Below are 18799 nucleotides of genomic sequence, written 5' to 3'. Positions count from 1 at the left end.
ATTCCTTCTAATTTATAGCGTGGGTAAAGGGGAGGCGTTTTATCATACGAAATTTGCTCTTGTCACGCAGCACGTAATGTTGCGACTTAACACTTCTCATGCAATTATGTCTCATATCAAAAATGGTATGCAGTACAGCATTTATTCTATTTGAATGGTATGTCCATTTTTCCTACTATGCATAACAGGTTTTCAAGACCTGATTGGCTAAAAAAAATAATCATAAAAAATCTACGGTCACTGAAACTTGTTCCTTCATGGGACTTGCCTTGACTGTAACAGGAGAAGCTAATGAACTATCTAAAAAATGCCATTGCTGGTTTAGTACTGGGTGCCACTGCACTGAGCTCTGCGAGCGCCTTGGCTGCTGAGGGTTATGTCGGTATTGCCATGCCAACTAAGTCTTCCGCTCGTTGGATCACAGATGGTGATTCCATGGTGCAACTCTTCAAAGATGCGGGTTACAAAGTCGATCTGCAATACGCCGAAGATGAAATTCCTAACCAACTCTCTCAAATTGAAAATATGATCGTAAAAGGCGTTGACGTGCTTGTCATTGCTGCGATTGATGGAACGACCTTATCTAATGCACTGGAAAACGCGGATGCTGCCGGTATTAAAGTTATCTCTTATGACCGTTTAATTAAGAACAGCCCATATGTGAGCTACTACGCGACATTTGATAATTTCAAAGTGGGCGTGTTGCAGGCTAAGTCATTGGTGAGTGGCATGGAAAAACGCGGAAAAGGTCCTTACAACGTTGAATTGTTCGGCGGCTCTCCTGACGATAACAATGCTTATTTCTTCTATAACGGCGCCATGTCTGTACTTCAGCCAATGATTGATTCTGGCAAAGTGAATATTGTCTCAGGTCAAATGGGCATGGATACAGTCGGTACACTACGTTGGGACGGTGCAACTGCTCAAGCGCGTATGGATAACTTACTGTCTGCCCATTACACAACCAAACGTGTAGATGGTGTATTGTCACCATATGACGGTATTTCTATCGGTATTCTGTCATCCCTTAAAGGTGTCGGTTACGGTTCTGGCAATCTAAAAATGCCAATTGTTACTGGTCAGGATGCGGAAGTGCAATCAGTGAAATCCATTATTTCCGGTGAGCAGTATTCTACTGTTTTCAAAGATACTCGTGAGTTAGCCAATGTGACTGTTGGCATGGTGCAAGCGGTGTTAAATGATGCGAAGCCTCAAATCAATGACACGACAACTTACGACAATGGTATCAAGGTAATTCCTAGCTATTTGCTTGAGCCAGTAACAGTAGACAAATCCAATTGGCAAGATGTGCTATTGGGTAGTGGCTACTATACGAAGTCTCAGGTCGAATAAGCGCACGATTAGTATCCTAATTCAACAATAATAAATCAGCGAGTGCGTTATTGATCGTGAATCAATACGGTCAGGACGCGCTCGCTAATGGGATGTTTTATGGAAAATATTATTTTGGAAATGCGCAGCATTACCAAGACGTTTCCTGGAGTAAAAGCCCTCGACGCTGTGAACCTGAAAGTTCGTGCTGGCGAGATCCATGCCTTAGTGGGTGAAAATGGCGCGGGTAAATCGACTCTCATGAAAGTGCTGAGTGGGGTTTATCCACATGGAAGTTACGATGGCGATATTCTTTTTAATGATGAAACCGTGGCGTTTTCAGGTATCACTGACAGCGAAGAAAAAGGCATCATTATTATTCACCAAGAGCTGGCGTTAGTGCCGCTTCTATCCATCGCTGAGAATCTATTTTTAGGCAACGAGAATGTTGAAGGTGGCGTGATTAATTGGCCAAAAACCTATTCTCGTACGCAAGAGCTGTTAGCAAAGGTAGGTTTAAAAGAGTCTCCTTCCACTTTGGTCGGTCAATTAGGCGTAGGTAAGCAGCAACTTGTTGAGATTGCCAAAGCCCTTGCCAAAGATGTGAAGTTATTGATTCTGGATGAGCCAACGGCTGCGTTGCAAGAGAACGACAGTGCTAAGCTGCTTGATCTATTGTTGGAATTTAAAGCCCAAGGCATTTCCTCCATCTTGATTACTCACAAGCTAAATGAAATCAGCCGTGTGGCAGACAGCATTACCGTTATTCGTGATGGTGCCTCTGTATCGACATTGGATTGTCATGCGCAAAGTATCAGTGAAGAGGACATCATTCGCGACATGGTTGGCCGCGATATGGCACACCGTTACCCAGCAAGAAAGAACCCGACCGAAGAAGGTCACTTAGGCAAAACACTATTGGAAGTGAATGCTTGGAATGTATGGCACCCAGATGCGGTTGATCGTCAAGTAATTCATGACATCGCCTTCAATGTGCATGCAGGCGAAATTGTCGGTATTGCGGGTTTGATGGGGTCTGGTCGCACGGAATTGGCAATGAGCCTGTTTGGACAGAGTTACGGTAAAAACATACAAGGCGAAGTCCGTTTACGTGGCGAACTCGCCGATTTATCGACAGTGCCAAAAGCTATTAAAAGCGGTTTAGCGTACGTAACGGAAGACCGCAAAGAATTGGGTTTGATTCTTGAAGAGACTATTCAAACCAACACCACATTAGCAAACCTAGATCGTGTGTCTTCAAATGGTGTGATTGATGAAAACATTGAGCGCCAAGTGTCTGAAGATTATCGCAAAGCTCTTAATATTCGTACACCAAGTGTGTTCCAGAAAGTGATGAACTTATCTGGTGGTAATCAACAAAAAGTGGTGTTGAGTAAATGGCTGTATTCACAGCCAGACGTGCTGATTCTAGATGAGCCAACTCGCGGTATTGATGTGGGTGCCAAGTTTGAAATTTACAGCATCATCAATGAACTTGCCGACGATGGCAAAGGCGTGGTGATGATTTCTTCAGAGATGCCGGAGTTACTTGGCATGTGTGATCGTATTTACGTGATGAACGAAGGCCGTTTTGTTGGTGAGTTAGACAAAGCGAATGCGAGCCAAGAAAAAATCATGTCGATGATTGTGAAAGCCTAGCGATAGCAATAATAACGGCGAGAAGAATAATAGCGGAGTAATAATAATGACAACAAAAGACACCTCTACAGTGGTGCAATCTGCACCTTCTGTTACCAGCTACTTGAAATCGCATATGCGTGATTACGGCATGCTAATAGCGTTGGTCGTCATCATGGCAATGTTTCAGTTTTTGACTGATGGCACTCTGATGCGTCCGGTTAACTTAACCAACTTATTCTTACAAAACAGCTACATCATCATCATGGCGATTGGCATGTTGCTGGTTATTGTCGCGGGTCATATCGATTTATCGGTCGGTTCGGTAGCTGGTTTTATCGGCGCTTTAGCGGCAGTCATGGCGGTGAACTATGATTTGCCAACCATCATTGTAGTGCCTGTGTGTTTGATCGTTGGTTTGATTATCGGTGGTTTGCAAGGCTACTGGATTGCTTACTGGAAAATACCTGCCTTTATCGTCACCTTGGCGGGGATGTTAGTGTTCCGTGGTTTGACCTTGGCATTGCTTGAAGGTCAGTCTGTTGGGCCTTTCCCGAAAAGCTTCCAGCTATTAAGTACCGGCTTTATTCCTGATGTGTTTGGCGTTGGTCGCCCGAATGTTACAGCGCTTGTACTGGGTATCTTAGCGGCGAGTGCAATCTTGTTCTTGGCGGCACGTACTCGTTCTCGTGCGCTGAAATACGGTATTCAAGATGAACCTTTTTCTTTCTTTATCGTTAAGAACATATTAATTGCTGCTGCGATCATCTATTTGTCTTACTTATTAAGCACTTACCGTGGCTTGCCGAATGTACTCATGTCGATGGCTGTACTGATTGCGATTTATACCTTCTTGACTAATAGCACCACCATTGGTCGTCGTATTTATGCTTTGGGGGGTAATGAGAAAGCGGCCAAATTGTCGGGGATCAATACTGAGCGTTTGACCTTTTTGACCTTCGCTAATATGGGCATGTTAGCAGCGTTGGCAGGCTTGATCTTCGCGGCACGTCTGAATACGGCCACGCCGAAAGCCGGTTTTGGCATGGAGTTAGATGTTATTGCTGCCGTCTTTATCGGTGGGGCTTCCATGACAGGTGGCGTGGGTAAAATCATCGGTGCGGTGATTGGTGCCTTCATCATGGGTGTAATGAACAACGGGATGTCGATTTTAGGTATTGGGATTGATTGGCAGCAAGTTATCAAAGGTTTGGTCTTGCTTGCAGCGGTTATCTTCGACGTCTACAACAAACAAAAAGCGCGCTAAGAACGCGGGTTAAGGAGTGATTTATGTTGTTTTTATCTCAAATTAAACAAGGTGGTGTGGTCTGTCGTGAAGGGCTTTCGAATGACAGTACGGCACACCTTGTTCTGCACGCGTCGAGTGTTTATGAGCTCGCCAAAGAGGCGGTTAAAAATGGCGTGCCGCTGAAGTCTATTATTGAAAAACATGGTTTAGGTGAGTCGGTGAATTTGTCTGACTTAGCTAACAAAAACCAATTAGATTGTCCTGTACGTCATCCAGATCCAGCGCACATGTATTTGACTGGAACGGGTTTGACCCATTTAGGTTCAGCTTCGACACGTAATGCTATGCATGCAAAAAGCGAAGAGTTGACGGATTCGATGAAGATCTTCCAAATGGGTGTTGAAGGCGGTAAGCCGAAAGACGGTGAAGAAGGCGTTCAGCCAGAATGGTTTTATAAAGGCAATGGTGCAGGCGTGGTTGCGCCGGGTGATGCTCTGCCTTCACCGTCTTTTGCATTAGATGGCGGTGAAGAGCCAGAAATTGCTGGTTTTTACTTGGTTGGTGATGACGGCAAAGTGCATCGTCTTGGGTATACCTTGGCGAATGAATTCTCCGATCACATTACAGAGCGCCAGAACTACTTGTACTTGGCTCATTCAAAATTGCGTCCGGCGACGTTCGGCCCTGAATTGCTGGTGGGGGAATTGCCAATGCACATTGAAGGTCATTCGCGCATTGAGCGTGGCGAAACCACGCTTTGGGAGAAAGGTTTTGTATCAGGTGAAGACAATATGTCGCATACCTTTAAGAATTTAGAACATCATCATTTTAAATACTCGATCTTTCGTCAACCGGGCGATTTGCATGTGCACATGTTTGGTACAGCGACCTTGTCGTTTGCGGATGGCATTCAAGCACAAGAAGGCGATGTCTTTGAAATATCTTCACCCACCTTTGGTTTGCCATTACGCAATGCGTTGGCAAAAGCGGATGAACTTAATACCGAGGTAGTGCCGCTATGAATAAGACAAATAGCGCCATTTACCCAGATTTAAACGGCCGTTCAGTGTTCATTTCTGGTGGCGCAACCGGAATTGGTGCCGCCATCGTGGAAGCCTACGCCAAGCAAGGAGCGAAAACCGCCTTTGTGGATTTGGATGAAGTGGCGGGCAATAAGCTGGCGAAACGCCTTACTAAAGACGGCTACGAGGTGCGTTTTGACGTTTGCGATATTACCAACATCAAAGACTATCAAAGCAAGATCCGTGACGCGGCCGAAGCCTTCGGCCCGATTAGTGTGTTGCTGAACAACGCCGCCAACGACGTGCGTCATTCCTTGGAGTCGTTAACCGAAGAACGCTTCGACGAATTGGTTGGCGTGAACATCAAACACGCGATGTTCGCCGCGCAAGCTGTCGCGCCAATGATGCGCAAACTGGGTGGCGGCTCGATTATCAATTTTGGTTCTGTGGGCTGGATGATGTCGACAGCGGGTTACCCAACTTATGGTACGAGCAAAGCCGCGACCCATGGTTTAACTCGCTCTCTTGCCCGTGATTTAGGTGGTGCAGGTATTCGAGTGAATACTTTGGTGCCGGGTTGGGTGATGACAGAAAAACAGCTGCGCATGTGGGTTGATGATGCGGCAGAAGAAAAGATTAAACAAAGCCAATGCCTAGCTGGCAAAGTGCTTCCCGAACACATCGCCAATATGGCGTTGTTTTTAGGGTCCGATGCGGCGGCCATGTGCTCGGCGCAGAACTTTATTGTTGATGGAGGTTGGGTATGAGTGATTCTAAGAATAGCACGTTCGTACCAAAAACATGGCCGCGTAAATTACGTTCAACGGAATGGTTTGGTGGAACATCGCGTGATCATATTTACCACCGCAGCTGGATGAAAAACCAAGGCTTACCAGCAGACTTGTTTGATGGCCGTCCAGTAATTGGTATTTGTAATACGTGGTCGCAGCTAACACCGTGTAACGCCCATCTTCGCGATCTAGCTGATCGAGTGAAGCACGGTATTTATGAAGCGGGTGGTTTGCCACTGGAATTTCCTGTGTTTTCTGTGGGTGAAAGCTCACTTCGCCCAACCGCTATGATGTATCGCAACATGGCAGCAATGGACGTGGAAGAAGCCTTGCGTGCTAATCCGCTCGACGGTGTTGTCTTGTTGGCGGGTTGTGACAAAACTACTCCAGCGCTGCTTATGGGCGCGTGTAGTGTCGATATTCCATCGATTGTCGTATCTGGTGGCCCAATGTTGAATGGCTACTTCAGAGGCGAGCGTGTGGGCTCCGGCACAGCCTTGTGGCAAATGTCGGAAGACATTAAAGCTGGCAAGATGACGCAAGAAGACTTCCTCGAAGCCGAGCAGTCTATGTCTCGCTCTGCGGGTTCTTGTAACACCATGGGCACCGCCAGCACCATGGCGTCTATGGCGGAGGCTTTAGGCATGGCGTTATCTGGTAACGCCGCGATTCCTGCAGTAGATAGCCGTCGTCGAGTTATGGCGCATCTAACTGGTCGTCGTATCGTTGATATGGTGAAAGACGACCTGAAACCGTCTGATATTTTGACTCGCCAAGCGTTTGAAAATGCGATTCGTGTGAATGGCGCAATTGGTGGCTCCACCAATGCCGTGATTCACTTATTGGCCATTGCTGGTCGTGTTGGTGTGGATTTAAGCCTAGACGATTGGGATAAGTTGGGCCAAGAAATTGCCACTATTGTGAACCTAATGCCGTCGGGCAAATACTTGATGGAAGAGTTCTTCTACGCAGGCGGTTTGCCTGTGGTAATTAAGCATTTGGCAGAAGCTGGCAAACTGCATAAAAACGCTATTACCGTGTCTGGTGAATCCATTTGGGAAGAAGTAAAAGAGGTTCGTAATTGGAACCCTGACGTCATTTTGCCAGTGGAAAAAGCACTGACACAAAAAGGCGGTATTGTTGTATTAAAAGGTAACCTTGCGCCACAAGGTGCGGTACTGAAACCGTCTGCTGCGTCAGCGCATTTATTGCAGCACCGTGGCCGTGCTGTGGTATTCGAAGACATTGATGACTACAAAGCGAAGATCAATGATGAAGCCTTGGATATCGATGAAAACTGCGTCATGGTACTAAAAAACTGTGGGCCAAAAGGTTATCCAGGTATGGCTGAGGTTGGCAACATGGGCTTACCACCAAAAGTGTTGCGCAAAGGCATTAAAGACATGGTGCGCATTTCCGATGCACGTATGTCGGGAACGGCGTATGGCACTGTGGTTTTGCATACTACGCCCGAAGCGGCTGCTGGTGGGCCACTAGCCATTGTTCAAAATGGCGACATGATTGAATTAGACGTGGAAAACCGTCGCTTGCATGTAGATATTTCTGATGAAGAAATGGCAACACGTTTAGCGAACTGGAAAAGTCATTTGGAACCACCAAAAAGTGGTTACATCAAATTATTCCATGACCACGTACAGGGTGCCGATACCGGTGCCGATTTTGATTTCCTAAAAGGTTGTCGAGGCGCTGCGGTACCAAAAGATAGCCATTAAATTAAGTTTTTAAGTCTGACCCTGCCTTGTGATGGCAGCACCGCCCCAACGGACATCCCTGTCCGCGAGGGGCGTAACGCCCATCCTTGGGCTTGATGCTCGCCATCGCTAGGCAACTTCAGCGTTTAACTTAATGCATTGAATTTCATTTATTAAAGAGAGGAGTGAGTATGTTAACGGGACAGCATTTTATTGCCGGTAAATGGGTAAAGGGCGACGCAACATTTTCTTCAACGCCTGCTACAGGATCTTCTCATGAATTTGCCGTTGGTCGCGTGTCTGATGTAGACGCAGCGGTAGAAGCCGCCGAAGCGGCGTTTGAAGAATTTGGTTATTCCACTCGTGAAGATCGCGCGGCTTTTCTAAATGCGATTGCTGATGAAATTGATGTGCTAGGCGATCAAATTACAGAGATCGGTGTACAGGAAACAGGTTTGCCAGCAGCACGTTTGCAAGGCGAACGCGGTCGTACAACAGGGCAACTTCGTTTATTTGCTGAGCGTATTTTATCGGGCGAATACTTGGATCGTCGTTTTGATGAAGCCTTGCCAGATCGCGCACCGTTGCCACGTCCTGATATGTACATGGTACAGCGTCCGATTGGTCCTGTTGCAGTGTTTGGTGCGTCTAACTTTCCGTTGGCGTTTTCAACGGCAGGTGGCGATACGGCGGCGGCTCTCGCGGCGGGTTGTCCAGTTGTGGTGAAAGGGCATTCTGCTCATCCGGGAACAGGCGAGCTCGTTGCTCAAGCAGTTGAAGTGGCGATGAAACGTTGCAAGATGCCAGCGGGTGTTTTCTCCTTGATTCAAGGCGGTAATCGCCAAGTTGGTCAAGCTCTAGTACAGCATCCGCTTATTAAAGCGGTTGGCTTTACTGGTAGTTTGGCGGGTGGTCGTGCCTTGTTTGATTTGTGTGCGGCGCGTCCAGAGCCAATTCCTTTCTTTGGCGAGCTGGGTTCTGTGAACCCAATGTTTGTGATGCCGGAAGCGGTGAAAAACCGTGCTGAAGAGTTAGGTAAAGGCTGGGCGGGTTCATTGACTATGGGCGCTGGGCAGTTCTGTACAAACCCTGGTATTGCGGTGATGTTAGACAACGCCGATTCAAAAGCCATGATTGCAGCAGCGAGTGCGGCTCTATCTGAGATCTCTGCGCAAACCATGCTAACGGATGGCATTGCTGATGCTTACCGCTCAGGTGTGGCGGCAATAGAAAAAACAGGTATTGAGTCGGTTGTTCGTAACGCAGACACAACAGATAGAACGGCATTACCAAACTTGTTCACGGTAACGGGTCAAGCATGGCTAGATCACCCAACTCTTCATCAAGAAGTCTTTGGTCCTCTTGGTTTGGTGGTTCTGGCGGAAAGCGTCGAGCAGATGGTTGAGTTGGCTCGTCATTTGGAAGGCCAGTTGACGTGTACTATTCATCTTGATGAAGGCGATCATGCCGCGTGTCAGAAACTTCTACCAGTGTTGGAGCGCAAAGCGGGTCGTTTGCTAGCGAATGGTTTCCCAACAGGTGTTGAAGTGAACGATACCATGGTACATGGCGGGCCGTATCCGGCGTCGACAAACTTCGGTGCAACCTCAGTTGGCACCTTGTCGATTCGTCGCTTCTTGCGCCCAGTGTGTTATCAAAATATTCCAAAAGCTCTGTTGCCAAAAGATTTAGCAGGCTAGTGGTGATGAATTAAATATCCCAAGGCGGGTTATTAAGCGAGTTCGGTTGTTAAATCAACCGACTCGCTTTTTTTTGCTTCTTGGTCAAGTTAATCACTAAGGGTTACGTGTTCGCTGGCTTTTGTTCCAGCTCGGCAAGCACTAAACGCTTGAGCTGATTGGCAAGAGGCGATAATTGGCGACCACGCATTTGCAATAAATAATAAGGACTCATAATTATTTTTCGGTCTAGTTTAAGCGTTTTTAAATCGGCTTTTACTTTATGACCAACCAACAAGTCGCTCACTTCTCTGGCCATAGGTGCAATGGCGTTAGACGAAACTAGAATCGCGATCAATGCCAATAATGACGTGCTGTTGGTGATACTTAATGGCAATTCGGCGCGTTCTTCCATAAAGGCGGCTTCAACCGCTTCGCGTATGGGCGCTCGATGAGATTGCATGACCCATTCAAAGTGGGCTAAGTCGCGAATTTTGACGGTATCTAAACTGGCCAATGGATGATCTTTGCGAACCACTAGCGTGACGGATTCTGTACGAGCCGGGTAAATTTCAAACTCGTTGGCGTCGTATTGTTTAGGAATTCGCGCGAGGACAAAATCATTGTTACCGGCAATTAAGTCCCGCACCAAAATATCACTGGTATCAACATTGATATCAATCTCGGCTTTTGGGGCGATGGCTCGCAATTGTTGAATAGCAGGAATCACAAAGCCCACTGCAGCACCTGTTACTGCACCGATGGCCGTGGTTCCGCCGCCGCCTTCTTTTAGTTCGCCTACTTCACGGGCAAGATCTCTAAGCTCAACCAAAAGGTTGTGCGCCCGACGTGCCACAGCTTGACCAACTAAGGTTGGTTCCATGCCTTTGGCGTGACGAATAAATAAACGTGTACCGATTGTTTGTTCAATTTCACTCAACATGCGTGACGCAGCAGGTTGTGTCATTGCCATTTCATCGGCGGCAATGCTCAATTGACCATGCTCGGAAATAACCGAAATTAAACGCAGTTGATTGAGTTTTAAATGCTTGGCCAGACCTATGTCCATATTGACCTCTATTATTCTAATGAAATGAGTGTAAATTCGTTGAGCATAAATCACATAAGTCTATAAAAAGTAGGTGATCGAAGTGGTGATGTCGCGACTGTGCACAGGCTGCTGTTGACCCATTCACCTCCCGCTTTAAAGCATGCGTTATTCGAAAACATAGCGTGTTACTTGCCGATATGTTTCTTCAGGGGTGAGTAAAATCGACGGGAAGTGGGGGTGATTAATCGCATCTGGCCAGTGTTGCGCTTCAAGAGCAAGGCCTGCGTAAGCGCAGAGCGCACCTTGGTTTATGTTCGATTCGGCGCCAAGTTGAATGTGGCGCCCGTCGTACACTTGGAGACCCGGTTGCGTGGTTTGGTAATGCAGCGTGAGGCCCGTTATGGGGGCTTTGAGTGTTGCAACAGTTTGTATTGGACGATTGATCAGCGACAGACAAAAGTTCGTGTCGAGCCCCGGATAATCTTGCCTTCCTATGATGCGAGGTTGGGTAAAATCAAATGCGCTGCCTGAGGTTGGCATGACTTCACCGGTGGGAATAAGCCCTGCGTCAACCGGTAAATAATGAGCAGCCTGAATGCTCAGCTGATGGTCCAAAATAGAGCCTTTACCATCCAAATTGACGTAGCTGTGACCTGCAAAATTGCAGATCGTCAGAGTCTCTGTGGTGGCGGTGATTTCCATTTCTAAGGTGTTGTCGAGCAAACGATACCACACCGTTACCACCATGTTGCCGGGATACCCCATGTCACCGTCAGGAAGGGTAATTTGCAGTTGAACGCGGTCATCAGCCTGCTCTACGATCGACCAAATTTTATGGCTCACGCCATTGGGGCCACCATGCAAATGGTGAACTTCTGGCGAGGTGAGTGGCAAAGAATAAGGCAGCCCACCAACAACGGCGTGGCCTCGATTAATTCGATTTGCGACTCGACCAACGACCGCACCAAAATACTTTGCAGTGTGAAGGTAGTCGGTTAATTGCATTGAACCCAGCACCAAAGAATGCTTGTAGCCTTTAAGGTAAAGAGATTGAATACTCGCCCCTAATGTCAAAATAGACACAGTAAGCGATGCATTTTTTAGTGCAACACATTGCACTTGGCGTAAATCTGGAGTGAGGTTCACAACCGTGTCCTTTTCAAATAAATACGAGCCGAAACTCGGTGAAATACAGTTAATCAGCATTCTCTTCCTACAGGGTAACGACGATAGTGCGCCGTTACCAGCGAACCGTCTATGAATTTGTTACGATTGATACAACACGCGACGTCCATATATATTTTTTGTATTACACTGCAAAATCGTATTTTTATTTTAAGCAGAGGTTCAAATGCCACATAGAAAACTTGACCAACATGACATAGAAAATGCACTCATTCAGCTCAATATTCAAACCACAAAAGACTGGACGATAGAAGACGAAAAACTCACCCGAACGTTCAAGTTCAAAAACTTCCAACAGGCATTTGGCTTTATGACGATGTGCGCTTTATACGTTGAAAAGCACGATCATCATCCGGAGTGGTTCAACGTGTACAATAAAGTTAACGTGCAATTAACCACTCATGATGTGTCGGGTATTTCTCAAAAAGATATTGATCTGGCTACTCAAATGGATAAATTTGCCAGCGCTTTAATCGGTCATAATAGCGACTAATAATTGACTGGAAGTGGGTACTAACCCGACGGTAAGTTTAAAGGGAGCAAACACTTTGTTGATGATTTCAGCGGTGTAGTTGCCCTTGTCGTTTTCGATTTCAGACAAGGTTTTACGAGACACTCCAGCAATCTGCGTGTAAGCGTCTTGCCCTATCCCCAACACGTTCATACGCAGTTCGCGCAGAGCTTGACCTTGCGTCATTTCGTTCATCAATACGTGCCTGATGATGGCGTTGATGGCAATCAACTGGGCTTCTTTGGACATAGGTTTAGTATTTTTAGAGGCCCTTTGTGAATTGTTATTGCGAGGAAGTAACGTCACTTTTGTAGGCATGGCGTCCTGCACGGTTTGTACTTTTTCTATGGTTTGTGCACGGTTAAGATGGCTTACGTTCTTTTTAAGAATAACCATGATGGTTTTTTTCTTTTTAGCGGCGTTTTTTTTTTGACGTCGCTTTATGTTTTTTCATCGGTTGAGCGCTGTCTAATTGATCTTTCATTTTCATTTTCATTGTTTTGTCCTCATAAAATAAAGAATGTACTCAATGAGATTACGAAATTAATATGACAGATAAGTAACAATACGAGCGTTTAGTGGCGTATTAGGAAATAGTAAATAGCCATGTTCATATCAATTGTCCTTGGGTGGGTGTGCTTGTATTATTCGGTAGTGTCATATATAGGTCATCAAAGGAGTGTGCTATGAAAAACCTTGAGCTTAAATTGCCTCCTGTTGTGCTGGTCGTGTTTGCTGCTATTGGTATGTGGCTAGTTTCACGCAGTGTATTGAATTCCCATGTCGATTTTCCTGGTATGGTATGGTGGTCGATTGGGGTGGCAGCAGTGGGTTTTTGTATTGGGATTGCGGGTGTGTTGGAATTCACAAGGGTGGGAACAACCGCAGACCCAAGAGTGCCAGATCAATCAAGCCATTTGGTCGTGAGTGGGGTGTATCGTTACAGTCGTAATCCAATGTATTTAGGGCTTCTATTAGTATTGTGTGGATGGTGTTTGTTTTTAGGTAGTAGCATTTCTGTTTTACTTTTGCCTGCGTTTATTCTTTATATGAATCGTTTTCAAATCGTACCAGAAGAACGGTTTATGCAAGAAAAGTTTGCCGGTTCTTATCGTCAATATAAGTCTCAAGTGCGTCGCTGGATCTAAACGTCAGGGCAAATTATCATTACTTGAAATTGCCCTGCGACAATTGAGAGTATTAAGTTAATAATTGAACCGCTCGGTAAAGACCGGCACATAAAAAAGGCTCGAGCATGAGCCAAATGACGTTCTTTTTTAAAACCGCACGCCAGTGAGATTTCTTCTTTACTCTCGTAATATTAAAGCACGGCCCCCATAAACTGTTTCAGTTCGTCTGTCTGTGGGTTGGACAGCACGGTTTTGGGATCGCCTTGTTCCCAGACTTTGCCTTGGTGCATGAAGACTACTCGGCTGCCGACGTCGCGGGCGAAGTTCATTTCATGGGTTACCAGTATCAAGGTCATGCCTTCTTCGGCTAATTGTTCCAATACCTTTAATACTTCGCCGACCAGTTCTGGATCGAGTGCTGAGGTGATTTCATCGCACAGCAAAACCTTGGGTGACATGGCCAAGGCACGGGCGATGGCGACACGTTGTTGCTGACCGCCAGAAAGCTTTTCTGGGAAGCTGTCGAATTTTTCTGCCAGTCCCACTTTTTCCAACATGGCGCGTGCGATTTCCTCGGCCTCGGCTTTGCTTTTCTTCAACACAATTGTCGGCGCAAGCATGACGTTTTCGCCCACCGTCATGTGTGGGAATAGATTGAAGTTTTGGAAGATCATACCGACGCTAAGGGCAAGGCGACGTACTTGAATGTCTTCGGTGGTGACTTCTTTACCGTCAACGGTAATGCCGCCTTCTTGGTATTGTTCCAAGCCATTCACACAGCGCAATAGAGTACTTTTACCAGAGCCGCTTTTGCCAATAATGGAAACGACTTCGCCTGCTTTGATATCAAGGTCAATGCCTTTCAATACATGCAGATCGCCATAGTATTTATGGACTTGATGTAAGTTAACGAGAGACATGGAATTTTTTCTCCAAATGCTTGCTGTATAAAGACAGTGGATAACAAAGTAAGAAGTAAATAAGCGCAACGAGGGTGAATACTTTAAAGGGTTCAAAGGTCGCGTTATTGAGCATGGTGCCGACTTTGGTGAGTTCGACAAAGCCAATGACAGACGCCAGCGCGGTGCCTTTTATGACTTGAACTGAAAAACCCACTGTCGGTGCGGTCGCGACACGAATCGCTTGCGGCAAGATAATATGACGCAGGGTTTGTAAGAAGCTCAAGCCCAAACAACGGCTGGCTTCCCATTGGCCTTTCGGCAAGGTGTCGATACAGCCACGCCAGATTTCGACTAAAAAGGCGCTGGTGAAAAACGTCAGTGACAAAATGGCCGCGCCCCAAGCGGAGATTTCATAACCCAGCATGGACAAGCCAAAGAAGCACAAAAACATCTGCATCAACAATGGCGTGCCTTGAAACAGTTCCACATAAACACGCACGATACGTTGCATGGCAGGGTTACGGGTCAAACGCATGGCGGTCAATGCCAGCGCGACGGTTGTGCCACCGATAAACGCCGCCAGTGACAATAAAATCGTCCATTGTGTCGCAAACAAGAGATTGCGCAGAATGTCGTAGTTAGAAAATTCGATCATTGAGTGTTCCTCATTTTGCTTATTGAATGCTTTTTAATTGGACGTTCGATAAGCAAATAGGCGTTTCCCTAAAGCGTTGAAAGCAAATCGCAGCAAAATGGACAAGCCCAAATACAACAAGGCGGTCACCAAGTAGCTTTCAAAAGCGCGGAAGTTGCGCGATTGCACTAGGTTGGCAGCGTAAGTTAAGTCTTGTACGGAAATCTGCGAAATCACCGCGGAACCCAACATGACGATAATGCATTGGCTGGTCAGCGCGGGATAAATCTTTTCAAATGCCGGAATAAAGATTACGCGCGTCAGTGTTTGGCGAAAGTTCAGCCCCAGCACCTTTGCTGCTTCTATTTGGCCTTTGGAAATGCTCGCTAGGCCAGCTCGAATGATTTCGGTGCTGTACGCGCCAAGGTTAATGGTCAATGCGATCATGCTGGCTTCCCAAGGCGACAACATCATGCCAATGGCAGGCAGACCAAAGAAGATAAAAAAGAGCTGAACAATAAACGGCGTGTTACGGATAAGTTCCACGTACACACTGACCACACGTTGACTGGCTCGGTTGCCGTATTGGCGTACGGTCGCGCAGACCGTACCCAATGCCACGCCCAAGATCGTTGTCAGCACAGTGAGTTCGACAGTGGTTTGTAAACCACGGAGGAACACGTCGCTGTATTGCAATAGATCAGAGAAATACAACATAACGAAAGCCTTATGCGCCGAAGCCTTTAGGCAGTGGTGCTTTTAACCATTTCATGGAAATGTCATTTAGTTCGCCCGATGCCAAGGCGCCTTTGATTAGCTCGTTCACTTTCGCTTGTAGTGCCGTTTCGCCTTTTGCCATACCGATGTAGCAAGGAGAATCTTTCAGCATGAATTTACTTTCTGGTGCGCGTTGTGGCTGACGTTTCGCAATTTCAGCGGCAACCAAGTTACCAGTAGCAATCAAATTCACTTGACCAGACAAATAAGCCGTTAGCGTGGTGTTGTTGTCTTCAAAGCGACGCACGTTGACAGACTTAGGCGCGTTTTTTTCCAGCTCTAAGTCTTCTACCGAACCGCGTGTTACGCCCACTGTTTTGTTGGCTAGCTCGCCAATTTCTGTCACGGCAACGTCTTTAGAACCGAATACCCCTAAGAAGAAAGGCGCGTAAGGTGTGGAAAAATCGATGGCTTTTTGACGCTCTGGGTTTTTACCCAGGCTAGAAATCACCAAGTCGACTTTTTTCGTTTGTAAGTAAGGAATACGGTTGGCGCTGGTGACGGGAACGATTTCAATTTTTACGCCCATTTCATTGGCAATGTAATTTGCCATGTCCACATCGATACCTTGTGGTTTCAGATCCGTGCCAATAGAACCAAATGGCGGGAAATCTTGCGGTACCGCAATGCGAATCAGGTTGCGGTCTTTGATGTCTTGCAATACGTCCGCGGTGGCACTTAATGCACTAAAGCCAGCCGCGATGATCAATGTTTTGCCGAGTAGCTTGGTCAATTTTTTCATGGAGGGGTTCCTATTTGTGTTTGTGAATGCCTGAAACACAATTTGCAACACCCATGCCAGTATGAAACAAAAGTTTCTTTCTTGGTGGTTTCTGTAACAATTCACCGCACATTCTTTAGGACACCCTGTCTTTAAAGGGCACCGGCTGACGTTCACCGAAGGAGGGCGGTGAGCGTCTATCGTACTTTTTTGCGCCAAAATGAATCGTAGTGGCTTTGTTTTGGTGCAAAACGTCACCGCTAACCGCCAAATCAATAATCTAAGTTGGCACTTAAACGAGAATCGATTACCGTAGAGAAAAATATCCCAGAATTGAGGTTTATACGTGGCGACAAAGCAGGACGTGCTATCCCTGATCGAGAAGACTTACCCAACGCTCTCTCCTTCAGCTCGATCGATAGCGAATTATTTACAACAAAATCCCTTGGCGATTGTGAGCCAAACGTCGGCCGAAATTGCGGACAACACCAATACATCAAAAGCCACCGTGAGTCGTTTTTTTCGTCAGCTTGGTTACGATTCGCAGCAAGGCGCGAAGCAGGCGCAATTGGCGTTGCGCGAAAGTGGCGTGCCTATATTCACTCAAGGTTCGTCTTTGGACCAAACCGCACAAGAGCTAAAAAACTTGTCGTTAACCTTCGAAGGTTTACGACCAGACACCCTGAATGAGATCAGCGAGCGTCTAGCCAACGCCAGCCGCGTCACCTTAATTGGCTTTCGCAATGCCTACCCATTAGCGTTGCATTTCCGTCAGCAGTTGCAACAAGTGCGTCATTCTGTGCGCTTATTGCCACAACCCGGCCAAACGCTAGGGGAAGACCTGCACGATATTCTTGAGGATGAAGTGATTGTCCTTTTGGGCTTCCGACGTCGTACCCGCCAGTTCAAACAAATCGTAGAAGCCTTGCAAGGCCGAAACACCGTATTAATCACCGACCCAACAGGTCAGGTTTATAACCAACAAGTGTCTCATGTGTTGGTGTGTCACCTAGGAAACGAAAGCCCATTCGACAGCTACGCCGCGCCCATGAGTTTGATTTCCATGTTATGCAACCGCGTGTTTGGCTTTTTGGGTGATGCAGCCAGCCGTCAGACGCAGGCAATTTCAGCCCTATACGAAGATTTGGATGAACTAGAACCTTAACGGCCTTCGAGATTTTTCAGAAAAAATAGATTTATTTTTTGTTTCAGTTGACAGGGTGGTGAAACGATTGTTTCATATGTTTTACTCAAGCGGAGGACATATGAAACATTTCATCGTACAAAATCCCTTTCTTAACTTAAGTGAAACGACTTGGAACGATAGTTCATCAGCGGATCCTACTTTGCCATTGAGTGGTTTACGTTTGGCGGTGAAAGACTTGTTTCATATGGCCGGACTGCCGACTTCGGCGGGTAATCCTACTTGGCTTGCTACTCATGCTATTCCGACAAAAACCGCGTCAAGTGTCGCTGCTTTGCTTAATGCAGGGGCAAATTTTTGCGGTAAAACCATGACGGATGAGTTGGCGTACAGCCTCAATGGTCAAAATATTCATTACGGCACGCCGGAAAATCCAGTGACGCCAAATCGTCTCCCGGGCGGATCGTCATCGGGTTCGGCGGTGGCGGTGTCATCGGGTCTTGCTGACATTGGTTTGGGCACAGACACAGGCGGCTCGATTCGTGTGCCAGCAAGTTACAATGGATTATTTGGATTACGCCCGACCCATGGCGTGATTCCAGCCGATAACATGGTCGCCCTCGCGCCGTCTTTTGATACGGTGGGCTGGCTTACCAAAGACCTAGAGACCTTAGAAAAAACCGCCAAAACACTTTTTCACAGCAAAACCCACACAGCATTCTCTAACGTATTGATCGCCAAAAACTTAATGGATCAAGTGGCGCATGTGAAAGAGCTTCATCACCAACTTCAAACATGGCGCGAACAAGGTCGTTTTCCCAAAGAATATTCCATCGTAATCGACACGCAAGCATGGAAAACCAGTGAGACGTTTCGTACTTTACAGGGCGCCGAAATCTGGCATGAACATGGCAAGTGGATAACGGAAATTGGTGCGTTGGAAAAAGGGAAGGCGGTTTTTGCGCCAGACATTCAGTCACGTTTCGAATGGAGCCAAACCATTTCGGCCGCCGACGTTGCCGCTGCAAAACAGCAAAGACAGCGCTTTACCGATTGGCTAGAAAACGAAATCGAAGGATCGGTGCTTATTATTCCGACCACGCCAGGGTTAGCGCCTTTATTTGATGCACCAGACGACGAACTCGCCGCTTATCGAAACCAGCTCATGGACATTACGGCCATCGCGGGATTGGCTGGTTTGCCGCAATTGCATTTACCCGTTTGTACTTTACAGGGCGCGCCATGTGGCTTGTCTTTGGTGGGTTCAAAAGGCACCGATTTGGCGCTGATTGAATTCGCAAAAACCTTAATGGAGTAGCGT

The 18799-nt window shown here is 46.7% G+C and carries 18 protein-coding genes; 11 read left to right on the top strand and 7 right to left on the bottom strand.

The features are described from left to right. Positions 1–291 precede the first annotated feature (291 nt). The 7 genes from chvE to FXV75_RS14340 all read left to right on the top strand — a co-directional run bounded on the left by chvE (position 292) and on the right by FXV75_RS14340 (position 9444). The gene (gene chvE, locus FXV75_RS14370) at positions 292–1353 is read left to right on the top strand and encodes a multiple monosaccharide ABC transporter substrate-binding protein (protein ID WP_148834486.1); all 1062 of its coding nucleotides are present in this window, start codon (positions 292–294) and stop codon (positions 1351–1353) included. Positions 1354–1452: 99 nt separating this feature from the next. After that, on the top strand, positions 1453–2991 hold the full coding sequence (gene mmsA, locus FXV75_RS14365; protein WP_148834484.1) for a multiple monosaccharide ABC transporter ATP-binding protein: 1539 nt from the start codon (positions 1453–1455) through the stop codon (positions 2989–2991). Between the two features lie 46 nt (positions 2992–3037). Continuing rightward, a complete protein-coding gene (gene mmsB, locus FXV75_RS14360) occupies positions 3038–4237 on the top strand; it encodes a multiple monosaccharide ABC transporter permease (RefSeq protein ID WP_148834482.1) in 1200 nt (399 codons plus the stop codon). Between the two features lie 23 nt (positions 4238–4260). Beyond that, on the top strand, positions 4261–5241 hold the full coding sequence (gene araD1 / locus FXV75_RS14355; protein WP_148834480.1) for an AraD1 family protein: 981 nt from the start codon (positions 4261–4263) through the stop codon (positions 5239–5241). Continuing rightward, positions 5238–6008 carry an SDR family NAD(P)-dependent oxidoreductase gene (locus FXV75_RS14350; RefSeq protein ID WP_148834478.1) on the top strand — a complete coding sequence of 257 codons (771 nt, stop codon included), beginning with the start codon at positions 5238–5240 and terminating at the stop codon, positions 6006–6008. The genes araD1 and FXV75_RS14350 overlap by 4 nt, the downstream gene beginning before the upstream one ends. Then, entirely contained in the window at positions 6005–7765 is a 1761-nt protein-coding gene (araD, locus tag FXV75_RS14345) for an L-arabinonate dehydratase (RefSeq protein WP_148834476.1), read from the top strand. Before FXV75_RS14350 ends, araD begins: the two co-directional genes overlap by 4 nt. Before the next feature lie 170 nt (positions 7766–7935). After that, positions 7936–9444, top strand: a complete 1509-nt coding sequence (locus tag FXV75_RS14340; protein WP_148834474.1) for an aldehyde dehydrogenase (NADP(+)) — start codon at positions 7936–7938, stop codon at positions 9442–9444. Between the two features lie 103 nt (positions 9445–9547). On the opposite strand, the gene FXV75_RS14335 is transcribed toward FXV75_RS14340, so the two are convergent. Together FXV75_RS14335 and FXV75_RS14330 are read right to left on the bottom strand one after the other, a co-directional pair. Beyond that, positions 9548–10492 carry a LysR family transcriptional regulator gene (locus tag FXV75_RS14335; RefSeq protein ID WP_148834472.1) on the bottom strand — a complete coding sequence of 315 codons (945 nt, stop codon included), beginning with the start codon at positions 10490–10492 and terminating at the stop codon, positions 9548–9550. A gap of 147 nt (positions 10493–10639) precedes the next feature. Then, entirely contained in the window at positions 10640–11620 is a 981-nt protein-coding gene (locus tag FXV75_RS14330; RefSeq protein WP_148834470.1) for an aldose epimerase family protein, read from the bottom strand. 205 nt (positions 11621–11825) lie between these two features. Between FXV75_RS14330 and FXV75_RS14325 the strand changes: the two genes are divergently transcribed. After that, positions 11826–12152 (top strand): 4a-hydroxytetrahydrobiopterin dehydratase, encoded by a 327-nt coding sequence (locus FXV75_RS14325; protein WP_148834468.1) that lies wholly within the window; start codon positions 11826–11828, stop codon positions 12150–12152. Here FXV75_RS14325 and FXV75_RS14320 read toward each other — a convergent pair. Next, entirely contained in the window at positions 12129–12566 is a 438-nt protein-coding gene (locus FXV75_RS14320; protein ID WP_148834466.1) for a helix-turn-helix transcriptional regulator, read from the bottom strand. The two genes, FXV75_RS14325 and FXV75_RS14320, sit on opposite strands and share 24 nt — an antisense overlap. A gap of 290 nt (positions 12567–12856) precedes the next feature. On the opposite strand from FXV75_RS14320, the gene FXV75_RS14315 reads away from it, so the two are divergent. Further along, entirely contained in the window at positions 12857–13318 is a 462-nt protein-coding gene (locus tag FXV75_RS14315) for a methyltransferase family protein (RefSeq protein WP_148834463.1), read from the top strand. Positions 13319–13491: 173 nt separating this feature from the next. Here FXV75_RS14315 and FXV75_RS14310 read toward each other — a convergent pair whose 3' ends face one another. The 4 genes from FXV75_RS14310 to FXV75_RS14295 are packed head-to-tail and all read right to left on the bottom strand — an operon-like array spanning position 13492 to position 16355. Continuing rightward, positions 13492–14220, bottom strand: a complete 729-nt coding sequence (locus tag FXV75_RS14310) for an amino acid ABC transporter ATP-binding protein (protein ID WP_148834461.1) — start codon at positions 14218–14220, stop codon at positions 13492–13494. Then, positions 14207–14857, bottom strand: coding sequence for an amino acid ABC transporter permease (locus tag FXV75_RS14305; RefSeq protein WP_148834459.1), 651 nt, complete (start codon positions 14855–14857; stop codon positions 14207–14209). The genes FXV75_RS14310 and FXV75_RS14305 overlap by 14 nt, the downstream gene beginning before the upstream one ends. Before the next feature lie 33 nt (positions 14858–14890). Then, positions 14891–15553: an amino acid ABC transporter permease gene (locus FXV75_RS14300; protein WP_148834457.1), complete on the bottom strand. Its 663-nt coding sequence runs from the start codon at positions 15551–15553 to the stop codon at positions 14891–14893. A gap of 10 nt (positions 15554–15563) precedes the next feature. Further along, positions 15564–16355 carry a transporter substrate-binding domain-containing protein gene (locus tag FXV75_RS14295; RefSeq protein WP_148834455.1) on the bottom strand — a complete coding sequence of 264 codons (792 nt, stop codon included), beginning with the start codon at positions 16353–16355 and terminating at the stop codon, positions 15564–15566. Positions 16356–16680: 325 nt separating this feature from the next. On the opposite strand from FXV75_RS14295, the gene FXV75_RS14290 reads away from it, so the two are divergent. Both FXV75_RS14290 and FXV75_RS14285 read left to right on the top strand, forming a co-directional pair. Then, on the top strand, positions 16681–17499 hold the full coding sequence (locus FXV75_RS14290; protein WP_148834453.1) for a MurR/RpiR family transcriptional regulator: 819 nt from the start codon (positions 16681–16683) through the stop codon (positions 17497–17499). 100 nt (positions 17500–17599) lie between these two features. Beyond that, on the top strand, positions 17600–18796 hold the full coding sequence (locus FXV75_RS14285; RefSeq protein WP_148834451.1) for an amidase: 1197 nt from the start codon (positions 17600–17602) through the stop codon (positions 18794–18796). The last annotated feature ends 3 nt before the right edge of the window (positions 18797–18799 follow it).

The organism is Marinomonas sp. IMCC 4694 (genome assembly GCF_008122525.1).
Lineage (GTDB): Bacteria > Pseudomonadota > Gammaproteobacteria > Pseudomonadales > Marinomonadaceae > Marinomonas.
The sequence above is the reverse complement of the archived record's forward strand: the minus strand, read 5'-3'. Positions and strand labels throughout refer to the sequence as shown.